This window comes from Algibacter marinivivus, from assembly GCF_003143755.1.
GTDB classification, from domain to species: Bacteria; Bacteroidota; Bacteroidia; order Flavobacteriales; family Flavobacteriaceae; genus Algibacter_B; species Algibacter_B marinivivus.
Genome location: NZ_QFRI01000002.1, coordinates 236,569 through 255,787 on the forward strand (window position 1 = coordinate 236,569; position 19,219 = coordinate 255,787).

21 protein-coding genes are annotated in these 19,219 nt (G+C 32.4%); 3 read left to right on the plus strand and 18 right to left on the minus strand.

Features of this window, described 5'->3' with window-relative positions; translation table 11 throughout:
* Positions 1 to 67 precede the first annotated feature (67 nt).
* Positions 68 to 1,411 carry a microtubule-binding protein gene (locus DIS18_RS09435; RefSeq protein ID WP_109352834.1) on the minus strand — a complete coding sequence of 448 codons (1,344 nt, stop codon included), beginning with the start codon at positions 1,409 to 1,411 and terminating at the stop codon, positions 68 to 70.
* Between the two features lie 231 nt (positions 1,412 to 1,642).
* Here DIS18_RS09435 and DIS18_RS09440 point away from each other — a divergent pair, with 231 nt between their 5' ends.
* On the plus strand, positions 1,643 to 1,885 hold the full coding sequence (locus DIS18_RS09440) for a hypothetical protein (protein ID WP_109352835.1): 243 nt from the start codon (positions 1,643 to 1,645) through the stop codon (positions 1,883 to 1,885).
* Positions 1,886 to 1,937: 52 nt separating this feature from the next.
* On the opposite strand, the gene ettA is transcribed toward DIS18_RS09440, so the two are convergent.
* From ettA to DIS18_RS09475, 7 genes are all read right to left on the minus strand, one after another.
* Entirely contained in the window at positions 1,938 to 3,629 is a 1,692-nt protein-coding gene (gene ettA, locus DIS18_RS09445; protein WP_109352836.1) for an energy-dependent translational throttle protein EttA, read from the minus strand.
* Between the two features lie 35 nt (positions 3,630 to 3,664).
* Complete coding sequence (locus DIS18_RS09450; RefSeq protein WP_042243884.1) at positions 3,665 to 3,847, minus strand: CAL67264 family membrane protein; 183 nt, start codon at positions 3,845 to 3,847, stop codon at positions 3,665 to 3,667.
* 98 nt (positions 3,848 to 3,945) lie between these two features.
* Positions 3,946 to 4,662, minus strand: a complete 717-nt coding sequence (locus tag DIS18_RS09455) for a pirin family protein (RefSeq protein WP_109352837.1) — start codon at positions 4,660 to 4,662, stop codon at positions 3,946 to 3,948.
* A gap of 190 nt (positions 4,663 to 4,852) precedes the next feature.
* Positions 4,853 to 5,725, minus strand: a complete 873-nt coding sequence (locus DIS18_RS09460) for a pirin family protein (RefSeq protein WP_109353230.1) — start codon at positions 5,723 to 5,725, stop codon at positions 4,853 to 4,855.
* Between the two features lie 108 nt (positions 5,726 to 5,833).
* Complete coding sequence (locus tag DIS18_RS09465) at positions 5,834 to 6,271, minus strand: MarR family winged helix-turn-helix transcriptional regulator (protein ID WP_109352838.1); 438 nt, start codon at positions 6,269 to 6,271, stop codon at positions 5,834 to 5,836.
* A gap of 29 nt (positions 6,272 to 6,300) precedes the next feature.
* Complete coding sequence (locus tag DIS18_RS09470) at positions 6,301 to 6,831, minus strand: NADPH-dependent FMN reductase (RefSeq protein ID WP_109352839.1); 531 nt, start codon at positions 6,829 to 6,831, stop codon at positions 6,301 to 6,303.
* 47 nt (positions 6,832 to 6,878) lie between these two features.
* Entirely contained in the window at positions 6,879 to 7,235 is a 357-nt protein-coding gene (locus DIS18_RS09475) for a DoxX family protein (protein WP_109352840.1), read from the minus strand.
* A 143-nt stretch (positions 7,236 to 7,378) separates the two neighbouring features.
* Here DIS18_RS09475 and DIS18_RS09480 point away from each other — a divergent pair, with 143 nt between their 5' ends.
* On the plus strand, positions 7,379 to 9,022 hold the full coding sequence (locus DIS18_RS09480) for an acyl-CoA carboxylase subunit beta (RefSeq protein ID WP_109352841.1): 1,644 nt from the start codon (positions 7,379 to 7,381) through the stop codon (positions 9,020 to 9,022).
* Here DIS18_RS09480 and DIS18_RS09485 read toward each other — a convergent pair.
* From DIS18_RS09485 to DIS18_RS09525, 9 genes are all read right to left on the minus strand, one after another.
* Complete coding sequence (locus DIS18_RS09485; RefSeq protein ID WP_109352842.1) at positions 9,019 to 9,624, minus strand: vWA domain-containing protein; 606 nt, start codon at positions 9,622 to 9,624, stop codon at positions 9,019 to 9,021. The two genes, DIS18_RS09480 and DIS18_RS09485, sit on opposite strands and share 4 nt — an antisense overlap.
* Before the next feature lie 166 nt (positions 9,625 to 9,790).
* Positions 9,791 to 11,560: a signal peptide peptidase SppA gene (gene sppA / locus DIS18_RS09490; protein WP_109352843.1), complete on the minus strand. Its 1,770-nt coding sequence runs from the start codon at positions 11,558 to 11,560 to the stop codon at positions 9,791 to 9,793.
* Positions 11,561 to 11,607: 47 nt separating this feature from the next.
* A complete protein-coding gene (locus DIS18_RS09495; RefSeq protein ID WP_109352844.1) occupies positions 11,608 to 12,678 on the minus strand; it encodes an AMP-binding protein in 1,071 nt (356 codons plus the stop codon).
* Positions 12,679 to 12,681: 3 nt separating this feature from the next.
* Complete coding sequence (locus tag DIS18_RS09500; RefSeq protein WP_109353231.1) at positions 12,682 to 13,644, minus strand: CPBP family intramembrane glutamic endopeptidase; 963 nt, start codon at positions 13,642 to 13,644, stop codon at positions 12,682 to 12,684.
* A gap of 1 nt (position 13,645) precedes the next feature.
* Positions 13,646 to 14,680 (minus strand): o-succinylbenzoate synthase, encoded by a 1,035-nt coding sequence (locus DIS18_RS09505; protein ID WP_109352845.1) that lies wholly within the window; start codon positions 14,678 to 14,680, stop codon positions 13,646 to 13,648.
* A 14-nt stretch (positions 14,681 to 14,694) separates the two neighbouring features.
* Positions 14,695 to 15,384, minus strand: a complete 690-nt coding sequence (locus tag DIS18_RS09510) for a DUF2490 domain-containing protein (protein WP_109352846.1) — start codon at positions 15,382 to 15,384, stop codon at positions 14,695 to 14,697.
* A 22-nt stretch (positions 15,385 to 15,406) separates the two neighbouring features.
* Positions 15,407 to 16,084, minus strand: a complete 678-nt coding sequence (locus DIS18_RS09515) for a metal-dependent hydrolase (RefSeq protein WP_109352847.1) — start codon at positions 16,082 to 16,084, stop codon at positions 15,407 to 15,409.
* Positions 16,085 to 16,110: 26 nt separating this feature from the next.
* On the minus strand, positions 16,111 to 17,019 hold the full coding sequence (menA, locus tag DIS18_RS09520) for a 1,4-dihydroxy-2-naphthoate octaprenyltransferase (RefSeq protein WP_181364026.1): 909 nt from the start codon (positions 17,017 to 17,019) through the stop codon (positions 16,111 to 16,113).
* Positions 17,019 to 17,858 (minus strand): 1,4-dihydroxy-2-naphthoyl-CoA synthase, encoded by an 840-nt coding sequence (locus DIS18_RS09525; protein ID WP_109352849.1) that lies wholly within the window; start codon positions 17,856 to 17,858, stop codon positions 17,019 to 17,021. The genes menA and DIS18_RS09525 overlap by 1 nt, the downstream gene beginning before the upstream one ends.
* A gap of 329 nt (positions 17,859 to 18,187) precedes the next feature.
* Between DIS18_RS09525 and DIS18_RS14955 the strand changes: the two genes are divergently transcribed.
* The gene (locus DIS18_RS14955) at positions 18,188 to 18,364 is read left to right on the plus strand and encodes a hypothetical protein (RefSeq protein WP_181364027.1); all 177 of its coding nucleotides are present in this window, start codon (positions 18,188 to 18,190) and stop codon (positions 18,362 to 18,364) included.
* Positions 18,365 to 18,549: 185 nt separating this feature from the next.
* Here DIS18_RS14955 and ung read toward each other — a convergent pair whose 3' ends face one another.
* A complete protein-coding gene (ung, locus tag DIS18_RS09530; RefSeq protein ID WP_109352850.1) occupies positions 18,550 to 19,215 on the minus strand; it encodes a uracil-DNA glycosylase in 666 nt (221 codons plus the stop codon).
* Positions 19,216 to 19,219 lie beyond the last annotated feature (4 nt).

The window sequence follows — 19,219 nt, forward strand, 5'->3', positions numbered from 1 at the left end:
TCATCGCAGAGAGCGACTACCGAAAGCCTGACCCCGATTTTTTTATCGGGGTAACGCCCTAGTTATTTTAAGACAGTAAATCGTCGTCGTTTGCTTCTGGTTTTGGTTTTCCTTCTGGCTCACCATCATCTCCTGAAGGTTGGTTGGCATCAGCATTGTAATAGTCTTCAAAAATCTCTTTCATATCGATACCATAACGCTCTGCAAAATTCTTTTGGATCTCGCCATCCTTAGCACGAATTTCTTGTAAAGCCTCAGCATAACTACTATAAACGCCTTGCATTACTTTCTCGTGAACTGGAATATTATCCATCATATCTTGACGCGCTTTAGCACTTGCGGTGTGCATTGAAGCCAATGTTTCACCGATATGCTCATCGGTCTTTACGCCTAAATGCTCTAAAATAGCAGCGAATTCCTGATCGGTTCTTGCTTTTAATGCCACTACATAACCATCATAATATTTAAGACGCTCTTCTGTATCAGACTTTAACTTAGCACGGTGTGTTTGAAGATTGCTACGTAAAGAGGTTAGCACCTTAATAGTTAAATTATGCTTATGAACAAAACTATCTTTACTGGCAGCTAATGTTGTGTATGCGTTTTTAAGACCTTCAAGTTCTTCAACTTTTTGTTCAAGTTGAGTTACTTTACCTATAGCTTCTGCATATTCTGCAGATTGTTTATCGGCAATATCTTCTAACTCTTGGCGCGCTTGTTTTAGTAAAGCATATTGCTCTTCTAACTTCGCCTCTACTTCTTTTTTCTTCTCTAAAGCTTTTGTGTGGTTTTTTGAAGCTTCAACAATGGCATCTTTCAGCTTTTCTTCTACTTCTTTAATCTCTACTTCACGATTTTTTAAACGTGTAACAGCTGCTTGAGATTTATATGATAATTCGCTTAAAAGTGTTTGTACATCTGCGCTTTCTATACGCTCTTGAAACATAGCTTTAGCCTTATTATCTGCCCCTGCTCTAACTTTTTCAGCTGTTTTTAAAGCATCTTCAGCTTTTTTGATTTTGCTTTTACGCCCCCAAAGGTTATTCCACCAAGTATCTGGTTTTGCTTGCGCATCTTCTAATTCAATTTTTGCACGCTCTAATGCTTTTTGAGCATCATCAATAACTTTTTGTTCTGTTGGGTTTAATGCAGAAAATTTTTCGAATATAATTCCTACTTCATCTTGATAATCGGTTAAATCTTTAATAGCATCTAAAAGCGTTGTTCTATCTTTTTCTGCCATGTGCACCACATCATCCAAAGTGGCATTCAATATTTTTTGACGCACTTCTGGGTCATCCTCTTGAGACAATTTAGATTTCATAGTGTCAATGGCTTTCCCCCAATTAACATCTACTTTCTCTGTTTTTTCATTGGAATTGGTTTCTAATAAATCAAAATCATCAGACATGTATATTTTATGTTTTTAAGTTGAACAATTTTATGGATAAGCAATTTCGTTAAAAAATCTCAATTTTGAAACGTAAAAAGCTATTTACTTTTTAAATTTCATGATTATTACTCATTGCTCAAATTATTGGTATTATAAATTATGAAATTGTTACAGTTAATAAAAAATTTCAGACATTTTGAAAGAATGTACTATATTTGTTAATAACCAAACACCAATGATGCATTAACTATGCTACAAAACAACTTACTTACATTTCTAATAGGAATTCCTTTGATAAATCAATCAGATATAGTGACTATGCTTATTATTGTCACTGTTTTTTTTGGAATTTTACTGCTTCTAGGCATTAGAAAGTCTTATAAACTTAAAAAGGAAAATGAGCGTTTAGATGCTATGAATAAAAAGATTGCTGAAGATGAAGATAAGCCTTATCAAGATTTTACTGATGGGCATATGTATGGAGGAAATTAAGACTTAATTGTATATTAAAAACGCCCACTTTTCAGTGAGCGTCTTTCTAAAACTATCTTACTAATTTTTTGTACTTAATACGTTTCGGCATCAAATCTCCACCTAAACGTTTCTTCTTATTTTCTTCGTAATCAGAAAAACTGCCCTCAAAGAAATACACTTGAGAATCCCCTTCAAAAGCTAAAATATGTGTACATATTCTATCTAAGAACCAACGGTCGTGACTAATAACCACTGCACAACCAGCAAAGTTTTCTAAACCTTCTTCTAAAGCTCGTAAAGTATTCACATCAAGATCGTTAGTAGGCTCATCTAAAAGCAATACGTTACCTTCTTCTTTAAGTGTCATAGCTAAATGTAAACGGTTACGCTCTCCACCAGATAATAATTTAACTTTCTTATTTTGTTCACCTCCAGAAAAATTAAATCTGCTTAAATAAGCCCTAGAATTTACTTCTTTACCTCCCATCATTATCAACTCTTGCTCATCACTAAAGTTTTGCCAAATGGTTTTTTCAGGGTCAATATTAGAATGCTTTTGATCTACATAAGCTAGTTGAGCGGTATCTCCAACAACAAACTCTCCTTTATCAGGAGTCTCTTCTCCCATTATCATTCTGAAAATAGTGGTTTTACCAGCACCGTTTGGACCAATAATCCCAACAATTCCTGCTTGTGGCAAATTGAAGTTTAAGTCGTCATACAACAACTTATCATCATATCCCTTAGCAACACCTTTAGCTTCTATTACATTGGTTCCTAAACGCGGACCGTTAGGAATGTATATTTCTAATTTTTCGTCAAGTTGTTTTTGGTCTTGACTCATTAACTTATCGTAATTCTTTAAACGTGCTTTTTGTTTGGTTTGTCGTCCTTTAGCACCTTGACGTACCCAATCCAACTCACGCTCTAATGTTTTTTGACGTTTAGAAGCCGCTTTACCTTCCTGCGCCATACGTTTAGATTTTTGGTCTAACCAAGACGAGTAGTTTCCTTTCCAAGGAATCCCTTCCCCTCTATCCAACTCTAAAATCCAACCTGCTACATTATCTAAAAAGTATCTATCGTGCGTTACAGCAATTACAGTTCCTTTATATTGTGCTAAATGATGCTCTAACCAATGTACAGATTCTGCATCCAAATGGTTGGTAGGTTCATCCAATAATAAAACATCTGGTTCTTTTAAAAGCAAACGACATAAAGCCACACGACGTTTTTCTCCACCAGAAAGCACACCTATTTTCTTGTCTCCATCAGGCGTTCGTAACGCATCCATGGCAATTTCTAGTTTGGTATCTAACTCCCAAGCATTTGCAGCATCAATTTGATCTTGTAATTCCGCTTGTCTGTTCATCAACTTTTCCATCTTATCTGGATCGCTATAAACTTCCTCTAAACCAAATTGGTCGTTAATCTTATTGTATTCATCAAGAATAGCTACAGTTTCAGCAGCACCTTCACGAACCACTTCCATAACCGTTTTATCATCATCAAGCTGTGGTTCTTGCTCTAAGTACCCTACAGTGTAATCTTGAGAAAATACCACATCGCCTTGGTAATTCTTATCAACACCAGCAATAATTTTTAATAAAGTAGATTTACCAGAACCATTAAGCCCTAAAATTCCAATCTTAGCACCATAGAAAAAACTCAAGTATATATTTTTCAATACTGGCGTATTGGCACTTGGGAATGTCTTGGTTAAACCAGACATTGAGAAAATTATCTTTTTATCGTCACTCATTATTGTTAATTGTAATTATTAAGTTATTAAGCCAATTAAACACGGCCTTTTAAAGCATTAAACACCCATGCAATTGCAAAAAAGCCAATACCTACGGTTGCAAACCCCCATCCAGCAACATCATCGTATCGATAAGCTCCCATTAAAATAAGCACTACACCCATTATAATCATTAAAATGGTTGCCCATGCTAAAACTGTATTTTTATTCATCGCCATAATCTTTTCTTTTTTGGTTAGTTGAAAAGCAAATATCGTAGTTTTAAATAAAAAAAGCATCCAAAATTGGGTGCTTTTTCGCTATTAATCAACATTACCTAATGCATAGGCACTTCCACAATAATAATTTCAGATGCTTCTCGCGCCAATATTTCAGTACTTTCAATATCCCAAACACCAATAGCATCTCGCGTTTCAAGAGCCTCATTATTAATTTCAATCTCTCCTTTAACCACAAACACATAAATCCCATGATGCTCATTTTTAACAGTTAATGAAATCGATTTTCCACCATCCAAATCAGCCCTATATATATAAGCCTGTTGGCTAATTGGCAATGCGTTACCTTCCAATTTATCCTTTGGAGCAACCACCGTTTGCAACTTGTTTTTCTGATGTTCAACATCAAATTTACGTTGGTCATAATTAGGTGCAACACCCATTTCTTCTGGGATTAACCAAAGTTGTAAAAAATTAACGGCATCCGTTTTACTATCATTAAATTCCGAATGTGTTAAACCCGTTCCAGCACTCATCACTTGCACTTCTCCCACCTCAATCGCACGGGTATTCCCCATATTATCCTTGTGTGATAATGCGCCTTTTAGTGGAATAGAAATAATCTCCATATTCTGATGCGGATGCGTGCCAAACCCCATTTTAGGTTGCACCACATCGTCATTCAACACCCGCAACATGCCAAAATTATTACGCGCTGCATTCTGGTAACTTGCAAAACTAAACGTATGATACGATTTTAACCAACCATGGTTTGCAAAACCTCTAGTCTCTGCTCTGTGAATTGTTGTTTTCATTTTTTTTATGTTTTATTTGGGCGTTACCACAAGGGTCGGGCTTTATGCTATAAGTCCTCGCACCTCTCCCGATAGCTATCGGGATCGAGCTGTGGGCTATCCGCTGCAATCCCTAACGCGCCACTGTTATGTTATTACTCAATCTCTTAAATAAACCTGCAAGGTTTTTAAAACCTTGTAGGTTCAACTTCTAATTAGCAGGAAGAAATCCCATTTTCCCCATTTGATAATCGCGCATAGCCTCCATAATTTCAGTTTGCGTGTTCATCACATACGGGCCATAAGTGGTTACAGGTTCATTAAAAGGAACCCCCGAAAGAAACAATAGTTTACTAATTTCATTTCCTGCAATTGAAAACCCTTCTCCATCCTGATTAAATTGAATTAACTGATTTTCATTAAACTTCAAATGTTCAGCACCATTCACAACCACATCACCTTTTAATAAATAAATACTCGATTGATGTGAATTAGGTACTTTAATATCAAACGTTCCACCAGCTTCAACATCCAGTATAAAAGCATTTACAGAAGTTTGTGTTTTAATACGTCCGTAAACTCCATCAAGCTCTCCAGCAATAATCTGAATCTTAACTTTACCATCATCAGATTTAACCACTCTAAAATCTTCATGTTTAACATGTTGATAATTCGCTTCAATCATTTTCTTTTCCGCAGGTAAATTCAACCATAACTGAATCCCTTCCAAAGTGCCGCCTTTTTGTACAAAAGCTTTTGTTGGTGCTTCAGCATGTATAATACCTCTACCTGCCGTAGTCCATTGTACATCACCTGCTTTTACAACGCTTTCATTTCCAAGCGAATCTCTGTGTAACTGCTCGCCTTGAATCAAAAATGTTATCGGTTCAAAACCACGATGCGGATGCGGCCCTAAATCAAACGGATTATTCTGTTCAGAAATCTCATAAGGTCCGTAATGATGTAATAATATAAACGGATCTATATTGTCAATCATTCTTGCTGGTATGGGCTGCCGTAATTGAATTGGGCCCATATTCACAAAATCACTTCTACCTACTCTTTTTATTGTATTTACTTTCATAATAATTACTTTTAAATTATTTTCCATGGAAAATAATTGATTAAAAAAATACGCTATCTATTTTAGGAGATACTGAAAACAAGTTCAGTATAACAAACAAGAAGTTTGTTATCGCATTTTATCAAGCAGATTACTTAATTGTTCTGCTTCTTCTTCACTCAAATTCTTCAATAATGTTCTGTTAAAGTTATTTGGAATAGATTCTAAAAACGCCTTTCCTTCATTAGTTATAGCGATCTTAACTACACGTCTGTCGTGTTCAGAAGGGCAACGTTCTATGTATTGCTTAGCACATAATTTATCCATTAAACGCGTAGCATTTGGCGAACGCTCAATCATTCTATCTTTTATCGTTTGAACATTTAAGGGTTCATCTGCACCTTTTAATATTCTTAAAATATTATACTGCTGTGGCGAGATCCCAAAAGACTTAAAAAACTCATTCTGGTGACTCATTATCCAATTTGATGTATAAATAATGTTCAATAAAGCCTTTACTCTATTGTTATCAAATTTAGAATTTATGTCTTTTGATAAATCGCCCATATTAAAAAATTTTCAGTCTCAGTATTCAGTTATAAAGAATCTTTAAATACGTTTACTTTTTCTTTTAAAGCAGTATTCAAATCCTCATTAGTTATTTTTCCGTCTGAAAAATTATCAAAAAATGATGGAAAACTAAAATCTGCAACAATATTACCACCCATGTAAGGAAAACGTCCTTTTGCAATTTCTAAAACAGTTGCTCCTCCTCTAGCACCAGGAGAGGTTGCCATTAAAAGCATGGGGTTTTCGCTCCAAAGTTTGCCGTCTATTCTAGACATCCAATCAAAAATATTTTTAAAAACTGTAGCATAAGCACCATTATGTTCTGCTAATGATAATATTATCCCATCTGATGATTTTATATTATCTAAAAATTTCTGTGCATTATCTGGTATGCCCTTATCTTCTTCTAAATCTATACCATATACTGGCAATTCAAAATCGTTTAAATCTAAAATAGTAGTTTCAACATCTTCAACTAAACTAGCTGCATAAGTTGCTAACTGTTTATTAATTGAAACTTTACTATTACTTCCTGCAAATGCTATTATTTTTTTCATTGAATTATTTTTTTAATCATTTCCTCGAAAGAGAAAATCAAATCATTTTATTTATTTATTCTTTTGTAAAATATGTAAGATACAGCTAAAGCTATTAATGCCACTATTGCTGTCCCTTGTTGCCCATCTCCAATCATATAATGTGCAAAAAAGGCTAATACAAATGCGTAAAAGAAACCTGCATAAGCCCACTCTTTTAATGTTTTATACCCAGGCAACCATAATGCTACTAGCCCTAGTAATTTGGCTACAGCATAAGGATATATAATATATGTTGGATACCCAAAACTCTCAAAAGCACCTTTAATCATGTCGTGCTTAAAGAAATACATACTTACCGAAAACAGCATTACGGCTGTTAATATTGCAGTAGCAATATAATAGATTATTTTATTTGTTTTCATCTTGTTATTTTAAATTATGATACAAAATTAATAAAAATAAATTTATATTCCAAGGAATATATTTCCATGTTATGTATTTTTAACAAAATATTCACTTTTAATACAGGAATTGGTTTTGTAAATTCGTAACAAATAATCAATGTATGGATATCAACTTCAATAAAAACGAAGATCATAATAAACTCTTAGTCTCAGAATTACAAAAACGACTTGCTAAAGTAAGCTTAGGTGGTGGAAAATCACGTATTGAAAAACTTCACAGCAAAGGTAAAATGACAGCTAGAGAGCGTATTGATTACTTGTTGGATGCTAAATCAAAATCGATTGAAATTGCTGCTTTTGCTGGAGAAGATATGTATCAAGAGCATGGTGGATGCCCTTCAGCTGGTGTAGTTGTAAAAATGGGTTACATTAAAGGTAAGCAATGTATTGTTGTGGCAAATGATGCTACGGTTAAGGCAGGTGCATGGTTCCCCATTACAGGTAAAAAGAACCTTCGCGCACAAGAAATAGCCATAGAAAATAAATTACCTATTATATATTTAGTGGATTCTGCAGGCGTCTATTTGCCTTTACAAGATGAAATTTTCCCTGACAAAGAACATTTCGGACGCATTTTTAGAAACAATGCCATTATGAGCAGTATGGGGATTACCCAAATTGCAGCAGTTATGGGAAGCTGTGTTGCTGGTGGTGCTTACCTCCCTATTATGAGTGACGAAGCTTTAATAGTTGACAAAACAGGAAGCATTTTTTTAGCAGGAAGTTATTTGGTAAAAGCAGCTATTGGAGAAAGTATTGATAATGAAACCCTAGGCGGTGCAACAACACATTGCGAAGTTTCTGGTGTTACAGATTATAAAGCCAAAAATGATAAAGATGCTTTAGATAAAATAAAAAATATTATTGATAAAATTGGAGATTACGATAAAGCTGGTTTTAATAGAATTGATGCAAAAAAACCTTCAGAAAACCCAGAAGACATCTTTGGTATTCTTCCCAAAAGTCGCGCCGACCAATATGATATGTATGAAATTATTAAACGCTTAGTTGATAATTCGGAATACGAGGAATATAAAGCAGGCTATGGACAAACCATAATAACGTGTTACGCCCGTATTGATGGTTGGGCAGTTGGAATTGTGGCAAATCAACGTCAGATTGTAAAAACTACAGGTTCTAAAACCAAACCTACCGAAATGCAATTTGGGGGTGTGATTTACAATGATTCTGCTGATAAAGCTACGCGTTTTATTGCCAATTGCAACCAGAAAAAAATACCATTAGTATTTCTACAAGATGTAACTGGTTTTATGGTGGGTAGCAAAAGTGAACATGGTGGAATTATAAAAGATGGTGCTAAAATGGTAAATGCCGTTAGCAATTCGGTAGTACCAAAATTGACGGTTATTATTGGTAATAGTTATGGTGCTGGTAATTATGCCATGTGTGGTAAAGCTTATGATCCAAGATTAATTTTTGCATGGCCTAGTGCAGAACTAGCTGTTATGAGTGGAAATTCTGCAGCTAAAGTTTTACTTCAAATAGAAAAGGCATCACTCCAAAAACAAGGCGAGAAAATTACTCCTGAAAAAGAAGAAGAATTATTCAATAAAATAAAAGACCGTTACGATAACCAAGTATCTCCATATTATGCAGCTGCTAGAATATGGACTGATGCCGTTATTAATCCGTTAGATACTAGAACTTGGATTTCCATGGGTATTGAGGCTGCTAACCACGCTCCTATTGAAAAGCAATTTAATTTGGGGGTTTTGCAGGTTTAGTCTTTTAAAACTGAAATAATCTCTGGTAAAAGAGTTATTGCTGTTAAAACAATGGCATTATTTTTCTTTTTCTTTTTTACAGTAGAGACATTTTGAGTTTTAGCTGTATTTTGTGAATTTGGCATTCTAATCATGATGACTTTGTTTACTGCTTCTTCTTTAAAATTTTCGTTTACATAATCATATGCTAACGAGATTCCATCTGGATGAAACTCTTTAATACTTGATTTAAAATTATTAAGCGTATAAAGAATCTTTTTCAAATTTTTAATTGATTCCTCCTCTAAAGCTACGCCATTCAAACCTGAATATCCAATAATAGAAATGGAATCATCTTCAGTAAGTCTTTTTGATAATAGCTTAAATCCTTGCTTTAGAACGACTTCATCTTCTAATGAATAACCGTTTTCAGAAACTTGAATTAAAAAAATCAGATTATAGATACCAGAATCGCCTTCTTCTTTTTTCTTATAATTCTCAACTACAAAAGAAATAAGATTTTCTATTTCTACGGATTGCGTTTCAATATTCTTTTCTTGTGAAAACGTTGAGTTTGGCAGAAAATAAAAAGTGAATGCTAGAATAATAAATAATGATTTCATAATTTTTGGTTTTTAGTTTATCATAAAACTATAACCAACTACTACATTATAAAATCAATAATGAGTGAAGTGTGTTTTTGATTGAGTAAAGCCATAAAAAAAAGAGACTTCTTAAAAAAGTCTCTTATAATTATTATTTTGAGATTCCTGCTTTCACATGAATATGTTATTTAATCTCCGTACTAAAAGGAAATAATAACTGGACACCTTTTTTCTGAGACATCGCTTTTATTTCTTTTAATATTTTATAATTCTCTACACCTAACTCCTCTATTAAAATAGTCTCTTTAGTTTTTGAATTATTCAAAAATTGATTAATTAAAGCTTTTGTTAAATCATCTTCTTCAAAAATAGGAAATTCTCTTATGGAATACTCTTCAATCTCTGCGGCTTCAGCTGCATATTTTAGCGCTAAATCTAAACCTCCTAATTCATCAACCAAACCAATCTTTACAGCATCAGCCCCAGTCCATACACGACCTTGAGCAATGTCTTCTACTTGTTCTCTTGTTAACTTTCTACCTTGAGAAACACGTGTAGAAAACAACTCATAAATATCTAAAATACCTTCCTTAATATATTTACGTTGTCTATCATTTAAAGGCTCAAAAAAACTATAGGTAACTGCGTTTTGATTTGTAACCACTTGTTCTGCATTGACCCCCATATTATCTGCAAATTCTTTTCCATTTGGTAGCATTCCGAACACCCCAATGCTCCCAGTAATTGTAGTAGGTTCAGCTATAATTTTATCAGCATTTGAAGCAATATAATACCCACCAGAAGCTGCTAAATCTCCCATAGAAACAATTACGGGTTTTACTTTTTTTGTTAATTCAATTTCTCGCCAAATTAACTCACTAGCCAAAGCACTTCCTCCAGGGGAATTTATTCTTAAAACAACGGCTTTAATTTTATCATCATTTCGTGCTTTTTGCAATGATTTATTCATACTACCTTGCCCCACGGTATTCTCATCTCCTTCTCCATAAATAATATCGCCTTCGGCATATATTACTGCTATTCTATCTTTCTTGAAACTGCCAATTTTTTTCGCCGCATATTCTGAGTAATCTGCTATTTTAACAGTATTCAAATCTTTTTTAGAATCTACACCAATAGCGTGTTTCATACCACCAACATACTCATCATGGTACCCCACTTTATCAATTAAATTAGAGTTAAAGGCTAAATCTGGTGTTCTACCTAATAAACTATCTGCAATAACATTCAACTTATCTAAAGGGATGGTTCTACTTTTAGATATATCTTGCTTCATTTCATTCCAAAGCGAATTTAAATACACCGAAATTTGCTCCCTATTATTGTCACTCATTTCATTATCTATAAAAGGTTCCACAGCACTTTTGTACTTTCCTAACCTTATGACTTCCATTTTTAAACCCGTTTTTTCTTGAAAATCTTTAAAATACAGACGCTCTGAATACAAGCCTTTAAACTCCATCATACCCACCGGATTTAAATAAATAGTATCAGCCACAGAACTTAAATAGTAATCTTTCTGAGTATAAATATCGCCGTATGCAACAACAAACTTACCAGACTCTTTAAACTTTAGTAATGCACCTCTTAAAGCCTTGGTTTGAGATAAACCGGCATTTATAAAATTATTATCAATTGAAATCCCTTTTATTTTACTATCTGAAGCCGCATAATGTATAGCATCAATAATATTGAATAAGCCATTCTTTTTATTTTCATTTAAAAATGGATAATCTGAAAATTCTGTTTTACCCGCATAATCTTTTATTGGAAAATCTAGAGTCAATTCTAAAACAGAATTAGATTTCACATTAACTACTTCATCTGAATCTGACCCTAGTAATGCACCAAGAAAAATTAATCCAAAAAAACAAATAATTAGGAATACAAAAATCCCTATAACGGTTGAGAATACTCGTTTTATAAAACTCATAATATATTTTTTAATCTGTGTTGAAAATTAAGAGAATGTTGCATTATTTAAGTAAGATTAAGCGCATCTAAGGTGTTTTTACGATGAATTTTACCCGAAGATGTCTCTTTAAACTTTGATATTGCATAAACCGCTTTAGGTTTTTCGTATTTATTTAAGCATTCAAAAATTGCTTCATCAATATTCTTTTCTTCGCCTTCTAAAACCAAAATTAATTTTTCACCCAAAGCATCATCTTCTTCAGAGGCAATAAAAAATTCACCTGCAATTTTATCTTGTAGTTTACTTTCAATTTGTTCTGGAAACAACTTAATACCTCCTGAATTAACAACATTATCAAAGCGTCCTAACCACTCAAAACTAGAATCTGATATAATATTTACAATATCATTTGTTACTATTTTTTTGTCTGATAAATTTGGCGCGTCAATAACCAAGCATCCTCTATCATCTTGAGATACTTTTATTTCTGGAAGTGTTGTGAAAAAATGATCTGCATCACCTGAAAAATTATTTAATTTTTTAACAGCGATATGAGAAACCGTTTCTGTCATTCCATAAGTTTCGTAAATATTAGGCTTTTTATCTTTTATTAATTCAATAATAGCCTTAGATACACGACCTCCACCAACTATAACCGTCTTAATCTTCTTCAAGTATTTAGCAAAATTCTTAAGTTGCATTGGTGTAAACGCAGAAAAAACATAATCCTTTTCATAATCAATTAAAGGTAATGCAGCAGGCTCAACCATATCTAACTCTAAACCCAAAACGATAGCTCTTACAATCATCATTTTACCCGCAATAAAGTTTGCAGGTAAGCAGTGTAAAACTTTATCACCTGGTTTTAAATTAAAAAAATCTCCAGTAGCAATGGCAGAATTTACCATAGCTTGTTTTTTAATTTTTATTTTTTTAGGCTTACCAGTAGATCCAGATGTTTTTACAATTACATAGTCTTTATCATCTAACCAATCTAATAAAAAGTTTCCGAGTTCTTGTTGATAAGGTAATCCCTCTTTAACATAGCTATAAGCAACCTCCATGAGGTCTTCGTGATTATAACTTAAATTATCAAGTTTAAACCTTAAGTGTACATTAGTATAATTAGGAATCATATTTTAATCTAAAACTTTATAATCCTCTTTAGGAGGCTCAATTACCTCCCCAAAAAGCTTGTCTTTCCAATTTGTCCAATTATATTTTTTTGAAAGTATAAAAAGAAGAATAGGAAACACAACAAAAACTGGAACGAATATTTCCATAAGTCCCATCTCAGTTGGGTCAGACAAATCTTTTAATATAGAATCTGTTTGAAAAGCTGTCCAATCAGCAGTTACCAAAAGTGCTGTAAATAAATTATTAGCCGCATGAAAACCTAAAGCAAGTTCTAAACCATCGTCCATAAGTGTCATGATTCCTAAAAACAATCCTGTTCCTATATAATAAACCATAATAACTGGACCTAATTTATCTACTTCAGGGTTAGCAATATGCATCAAACCAAAGCCAACTGATGTAATTAATAGTGGTAACCACTTATTCTTAAAAATTACTCCAAAACCTTGCATTAAATAGCCTCTAAAAAAGTATTCTTCAAAACTAGTTTGTAATGGAATTAAAAGAATAGCTATAACCGCAAGAATTAGAAAAGGTTCTAGTTTGAAATTTAATTGATAATCATCTGGACTCATATAATAATCTAACAATACAAAACCACTAGAAACGATACCCCACAAAATGAATATAAACCAAAATCGCTTCCAATCGATTTTCTTTCTTGCCGTAGTTAAGCTAGTTATTGATTGTTTGTGCAATGTTTTAGAGGTTACAAAAACACCAATCAATCCAAAAACAAACGATAATAACATAAGTAATAGAAATAAATTACTCCCCAGAATATCAATCATTTGAGGAATATCTGTTGGCATGTTAACAGAACTATCTCCTAATATTTTTACAGCAAGACCACCTACTAAAGGAATCATTCCTATTAATTGCCACGCTATAAACACAATAACTACACCTAATATGTATCGCCATAAATCGTATAATCCTCTGTATGCTTGTTGTATATAATCCATATTATAAATTAAATTTCCATGTTTGTTGATTATTATAATGCAATTTACCATTTTTTACTTGCAAAGGACTTTCAAAATTATTTGTAAATAATTCTCCCGTCCCTAAACCTTGCGGTAAATTGCTTTCCAAATTATAAGTGTATTGCGCAATTGCATTTAAACCAATATTACTTTCCAAAGCACTTGTAATCCACCAACCTATATTTTGTTTTTTAGCAAAATTAATCCATTCATCACTTCCTTTAAAACCACCAACCAAACTCGGTTTTAAAATAATGTATTGCGGATTTATAGTTTGTAACAACTCTTGCTTTTTTGTTACATTAAAAACACCAATTAATTCTTCATCTAAGGCAATTGGCAAAGGTGTGTTTTCGCAAAGCGAAGCCATTTCTTGTATTTGTCCTTGTTTTATTGGTTGTTCAATAGAATGCAAATCTAAATCAGATAAAATATTTAATTTATCTAATGCTTCTGAAGGATGAAAAGCTCCATTTGCATCAACACGTAATTCTATATCCTTTGAAGTAAACTGATTTCTTATAGATTTAATAAGACTAATTTCTGTTTGAAAATCTATAGCGCCAATTTTCATTTTAATACAATTGAAACCTGCCTCAATTTTATCAGTAATTTGCTGTTTCATAAAAACTTCACTTCCCATCCAAACCAAACCATTGATTGGAATTGAATCTTGACTTCTAGTAAATTTAGAAGAAAATAATTCAAAAGAATCTTCGCTATTTAATGATTTAAAAGCCATTTCTAAACCAAATTGAATACTAGGGAACTCCGTCAGTTCTGTTAACAGTACTTCTAAACCTAAATCTATATTATTACAAACCCACTTAAGTTTTTCTTCATAATCAGGTCTATCATCAGCAGACAAACCTCTAAATAAACCACATTCACCAAAACCTTGTTTATTATTTGATTCTAAAACAATAAACCAAGTTTCTTTAGTTTTTAAAATGCCTCGAGATGTTCCACTAGCTTGCTTAAAGTTTAAAATATACTTGTGATAAGTAGCTTTCATATATTCATAACCTATTAAAAACTATGATGAAAGCTTAATTGCAATTGCCCCTTACCCCAATTGACCGTTTTCTGATTCATCCAACCTAATTGGAATTTCATTGCAGGCTTTAAAACATAACCAAAACCTAAATAAGTCCGATTTCTATCAAATAACTCAACCATTCTATTATCTCCAATATCGGTTTGACCATTTATAAAAAGCTCATTATATAATGCCATATAAATCGTTTTCGCAGAAATTGAATCACTATTTAAAGGTATATTTAAAAATAAATTGTAGCGGTAACGTGTTCTAAAGTCCTGATTTTCAACAAAACGCTGTTCATATCTAAAACGATGTGCTAAATGAAAACGTTTACCAAGCTTCTGAGGAAATAAAGCTTCTTGGTAAATTCTACTTTCTGAAACAGTACTACTCCCGTCTCCAAATTCTCCAGTAGTTATATTTCCATAACCTAGAGTTAAAAGCACATCTGCACTCTTTGGTTTGTATGTAATACCTGAACGAATTAAAAGCTGCTCTAAATCTCCTCCTAAATTCCAGTTTCTGTATTGTACATCTCCTTGAATACCAAACTGACTGTTTTTAAACTGATGCTTAAAAAAATACATATACCATGCACCTGTTTTGCCTTGTTCAATTTGAGCATTTATAGCATTGGAAAAGGTAAATAATAGTAGAATTAAAACAAGTTTTTTCATAAAAATTTTAGATCTATTTAATTTAAAGTTCTATTGAGTCACCTATTTCTAGTAGCATTAAATCTTTTTCTTTTTCGAAGAATTTTCGCTTAGCAACTTGATGATCGATTTCAATATAACCGAAAGTATCAAAATGATAACCCAATACTTTATCACATTCAATAAAATCACTGGCTAAAATAGCATCATCAATACCCATAGTAAAATTATCACCTATTGGTAAAATAGCTAAATCTAATTTGGTTTGAAGTGGTATTAACTTCATATCAAGAGTTAAAGCCGTATCCCCAGCTATGTAGATATTTTTATGCTCTCCTTCAATTACAAAACCACCTGGTTGTCCACCATAAGTTCCATCAGGAAAAGAGGACGTATGAATAGCATTTACGTATTTGACAGTTCCAAATTCAAAATTCCATTTTCCACCATGATTCATTGGATGTCCCTCAATACCTAACTTTCCAAAATGATTTACAATCTCGAAGTTTGAAATCACTATAGCTCCTGTACGTTTAGCTACAGCTTCTACATCTACAATATGATCTTGATGTGCATGTGTAATTAAAATATAATCTGCTTTAAGCGTACTTATGTCAATATGTGATGCTTTTTCATTTGGAGAAATAAATGGATCAACAAGAATATTAACATCTCTTATTTGAATACCTAAACTAGCATGACCGTAAAATGTAATTTTCATATTAAAATTTATTAAAAGTAAATTTACTAAAACGGTAGTAAATGTCCAATTCCCATTAATATTGCTAGCAATACAGTTGTAAGTGCTAATTTTTTTAATTCAGGATCTAGTAGTTTTGGATCTAAATTGTTGTTTACTCTCTTTATATGTAATAAAAGAGGGATATAAGTGATTATAAAAATAAAATTAAAAGGTGAAGTATAATATAGAATACCAAATAAGCTTGAGAGTATTATTGCTAACCCTACCAAAATGTTATGATACATTTTTGATTTTTGCTCTCCTAACTTAACTGCAAATGTAATTTTATTAGATTTTTCATCGGTCAATCGATCTCTCATATTATTCAAATTAAGCACAGCTGTACTTAATAATCCAATTGCAAAAGCTGGTAATAATGTAACATGGTCAATTTCCTTAGCAAATAAAACATAACAACCAATAACACTAACTAAACCAAAAAAAGTGAACACAAATAGATCTCCTAATCCTTTGTAACCATATGCATTATTGCCCATAGTGTAGCGAATTGCCGCAATTATAGACCCAATACCTAATGAAAAGAAAAAGATGGTGAGAAAAAAATGTTTTACTCCAAAGGCAGTGAAAATAAGTAAAAAGGCTAGAATTATAGATATAATAATGTTTACTTTAATGGCGCCCATTAATTCGTCAGGTGAAATATCTCCAGACTGGATAGCACGTTCTGGACCTATTCTTTCTTCATTATCTGTACCCTTTACACCATCACCATAATCATTGGCAAGGTTCGAAAGTATTTGAAAACTTAATGTTGTAAGTATTGCTAATAAAAAAACATTCCACTTAAAAGCACCATTATAGTGTGCCAAACATGCCGCTAATATTATACCCGCTATTGATAGAGGTAATGTTCTTAAACGCATTGCAGAAATCCAAATAGAAATTTTCTGCATTATGGTATCCATTTTTTATCAAAATTAGGCTTGCGTTTTTCTAAGAAAGCATTTCTACCCTCTTTAGCCTCATCAGTCATGTAAGCTAAACGAGTGGCTTCTCCAGCAAAAACTTGTTGACCAACCATACCATCATCAGTTAAATTCATAGCAAATTTTAGCATTTTAATAGATGTTGGTGATTTAGCTAAAATCTCTTGTGCCCAGTCATAAGCTGTATTTTCTAAATCTTCATGAGGAATTACTGCATTAACCATACCCATTTCATAAGCTTCTTGAGCAGAATAATTTCTACCTAAAAAAAAGATTTCTCTTGCTTTTTTCTGACCTACCATTTTAGCTAAATATGCAGAACCATAACCTCCGTCAAAACTGGTAACATCAGCATCAGTTTGTTTAAAAATAGCATGCTCTTTACTCGCTAAAGTCAAATCGCAAACTACATGCAAACTATGACCGCCACCGACAGCCCAACCAGGAACTACAGCAATTACTGCCTTTGGCATAAAACGGATTAACCTCTGAACTTCTAATATGTTCAAACGATGATAACCATCTTCCCCTACATAACCTTGATGGCCTCGAGCTTTTTGATCTCCTCCACTACAAAAGGAATAAATACCATCTTTTGTTGAAGGCCCCTCAGCAGATAACAAAACAACTCCAATATTTACATCTTCATTAGCATCATAAAAGGCATCATATAGCTCACTTGTAGTTTTTGGACGAAAAGCATTTCTAACATCTGGTCTATTAAACGCAATTCTTGCAACTCCATTACTTTTTTTATAAGTAATATCTTGATATTCTTTAACTGTTACCCATTCAGGTGTATTCATGTTAAAATTATTTTTTATTCAAAAATAAATTTATTTCATTAAATCAACTATTACATTTCGAAAACTTTTCAATTAATATTTTCACAATTTTTGGTTATTCTTTGCTAATTAAGCAAAAGTGGGATATGAATATTATACATAAATCATTTTTTTAAGTTTTTAACTTAAACATCTGAAAAAATAAAAAATAGGTATTAGTACGTATTGTAAGTAATTTATTATTTGCTAATTTTGTCATGTTATTTCAAGATATTAACATTTTATTCACAAAAATTTGTTTTTTATCGAATAAATTATGTACTTTGTCGAATATTTAATCCCAAACGCCTATGTTATTAACAATTACTTTAATTCTTTCTGGACTTGTAATAGTCAACATAATGTTTTTTAAGTACAGTCAAATTAAACCTAGAAAAACCTTTAAAAATGAAGAAAAGACTGTTGTACTAAATACAAGAAATATTATTCCTTCAAAACCTCAGGAATTAGCTCCCACAGGAAGTTAATTTTTTACTATGCAAGTGACTAAAGCCTTTTTTAAGTGTCTTAATAAGTAAGTAATTATAAAGACATTAAAAAATTCTATTTATCATGATTTACTCAGTTTTTCTAGTAGCTTCTATAACTCTAGCTCTATTTTTCCTTTTACATGTAAGTGTTAGGAATAAAAATAGATAACTATTGTATTTATTTACCAGTCAATGGTATTTAATCCTTTCTCTTCTAGTAATTTATTAGTATTTGAGAAATTTTTATTCCCAAACCAGTACCCTCTATTAGCACTCAATGGTGAAGGGTGACCAGAAGTCAACACTTTATGCTTATTAGTATCAATTAATTTTACCTTTTTCTTAGCATAACCACCCCATAATAGAAAAACAACATTACTCTTTTTATCACTGATTGTTTTTATTACAGCATCAGTAAATATTTCCCAACCTTTTTTTTGATGACTCCCAGCTTGGTGTGCTCTAACAGTAAGTGTAGCATTCAACAATAAAATACCTTGATTAGCCCAACGTAATAAATTTCCACTTTCTGGATATGGAATTCCTAAATCCGATTCTATTTCTTTAAAAATATTTATCAATGATGGTGGATGCTTAATACCATCGCTTACCGAAAAACATAGCCCATTGGCTTGACCATCTCCGTGATATGGATCTTGACCAATAATAACCACCTTACAATCATTAAAGTGACAATTATTAAACGCATTAAAAATTTGATTACCAGATGGAAAACATTTATGGTTTTTATATTCAAACTTCACAAAACTGACTAAATCTAAAAAATATGGTTTTTTAAATTCTTCTTCTAGATACGGTTTCCAACTATCATGAATATCAACATCCATATAA

Bases quoted from the DNA above. Each gene is read 5' to 3' on its own strand.
- DIS18_RS09435 (WP_109352834.1), bottom strand. From the start codon at position 1,411: ATGTCTGATGATTTTGATTTATTAGAAACCAATTCCAATGAAAAAACA.
- DIS18_RS09440 (WP_109352835.1), top strand. From the start codon at position 1,643: ATGCTACAAAACAACTTACTTACATTTCTAATAGGAATTCCTTTGATA.
- ettA (WP_109352836.1), bottom strand. From the start codon at position 3,629: ATGAGTGACGATAAAAAGATAATTTTCTCAATGTCTGGTTTAACCAAG.
- DIS18_RS09450 (WP_042243884.1), bottom strand. From the start codon at position 3,847: ATGGCGATGAATAAAAATACAGTTTTAGCATGGGCAACCATTTTAATG.
- DIS18_RS09455 (WP_109352837.1), bottom strand. From the start codon at position 4,662: ATGAAAACAACAATTCACAGAGCAGAGACTAGAGGTTTTGCAAACCAT.
- DIS18_RS09460 (WP_109353230.1), bottom strand. From the start codon at position 5,725: ATGAAAGTAAATACAATAAAAAGAGTAGGTAGAAGTGATTTTGTGAAT.
- DIS18_RS09465 (WP_109352838.1), bottom strand. From the start codon at position 6,271: ATGGGCGATTTATCAAAAGACATAAATTCTAAATTTGATAACAATAGA.
- DIS18_RS09470 (WP_109352839.1), bottom strand. From the start codon at position 6,831: ATGAAAAAAATAATAGCATTTGCAGGAAGTAATAGTAAAGTTTCAATT.
- DIS18_RS09475 (WP_109352840.1), bottom strand. From the start codon at position 7,235: ATGAAAACAAATAAAATAATCTATTATATTGCTACTGCAATATTAACA.
- DIS18_RS09480 (WP_109352841.1), top strand. From the start codon at position 7,379: ATGGATATCAACTTCAATAAAAACGAAGATCATAATAAACTCTTAGTC.
- DIS18_RS09485 (WP_109352842.1), bottom strand. From the start codon at position 9,624: ATGAAATCATTATTTATTATTCTAGCATTCACTTTTTATTTTCTGCCA.
- sppA (WP_109352843.1), bottom strand. From the start codon at position 11,560: ATGAGTTTTATAAAACGAGTATTCTCAACCGTTATAGGGATTTTTGTA.
- DIS18_RS09495 (WP_109352844.1), bottom strand. From the start codon at position 12,678: ATGATTCCTAATTATACTAATGTACACTTAAGGTTTAAACTTGATAAT.
- DIS18_RS09500 (WP_109353231.1), bottom strand. From the start codon at position 13,644: ATGGATTATATACAACAAGCATACAGAGGATTATACGATTTATGGCGA.
- DIS18_RS09505 (WP_109352845.1), bottom strand. From the start codon at position 14,680: ATGAAAGCTACTTATCACAAGTATATTTTAAACTTTAAGCAAGCTAGT.
- DIS18_RS09510 (WP_109352846.1), bottom strand. From the start codon at position 15,384: ATGAAAAAACTTGTTTTAATTCTACTATTATTTACCTTTTCCAATGCT.
- DIS18_RS09515 (WP_109352847.1), bottom strand. From the start codon at position 16,084: ATGAAAATTACATTTTACGGTCATGCTAGTTTAGGTATTCAAATAAGA.
- menA (WP_181364026.1), bottom strand. From the start codon at position 17,019: ATGCAGAAAATTTCTATTTGGATTTCTGCAATGCGTTTAAGAACATTA.
- DIS18_RS09525 (WP_109352849.1), bottom strand. From the start codon at position 17,858: ATGAATACACCTGAATGGGTAACAGTTAAAGAATATCAAGATATTACT.
- DIS18_RS14955 (WP_181364027.1), top strand. From the start codon at position 18,188: ATGTTATTAACAATTACTTTAATTCTTTCTGGACTTGTAATAGTCAAC.
- ung (WP_109352850.1), bottom strand. From the start codon at position 19,215: ATGGATGTTGATATTCATGATAGTTGGAAACCGTATCTAGAAGAAGAA.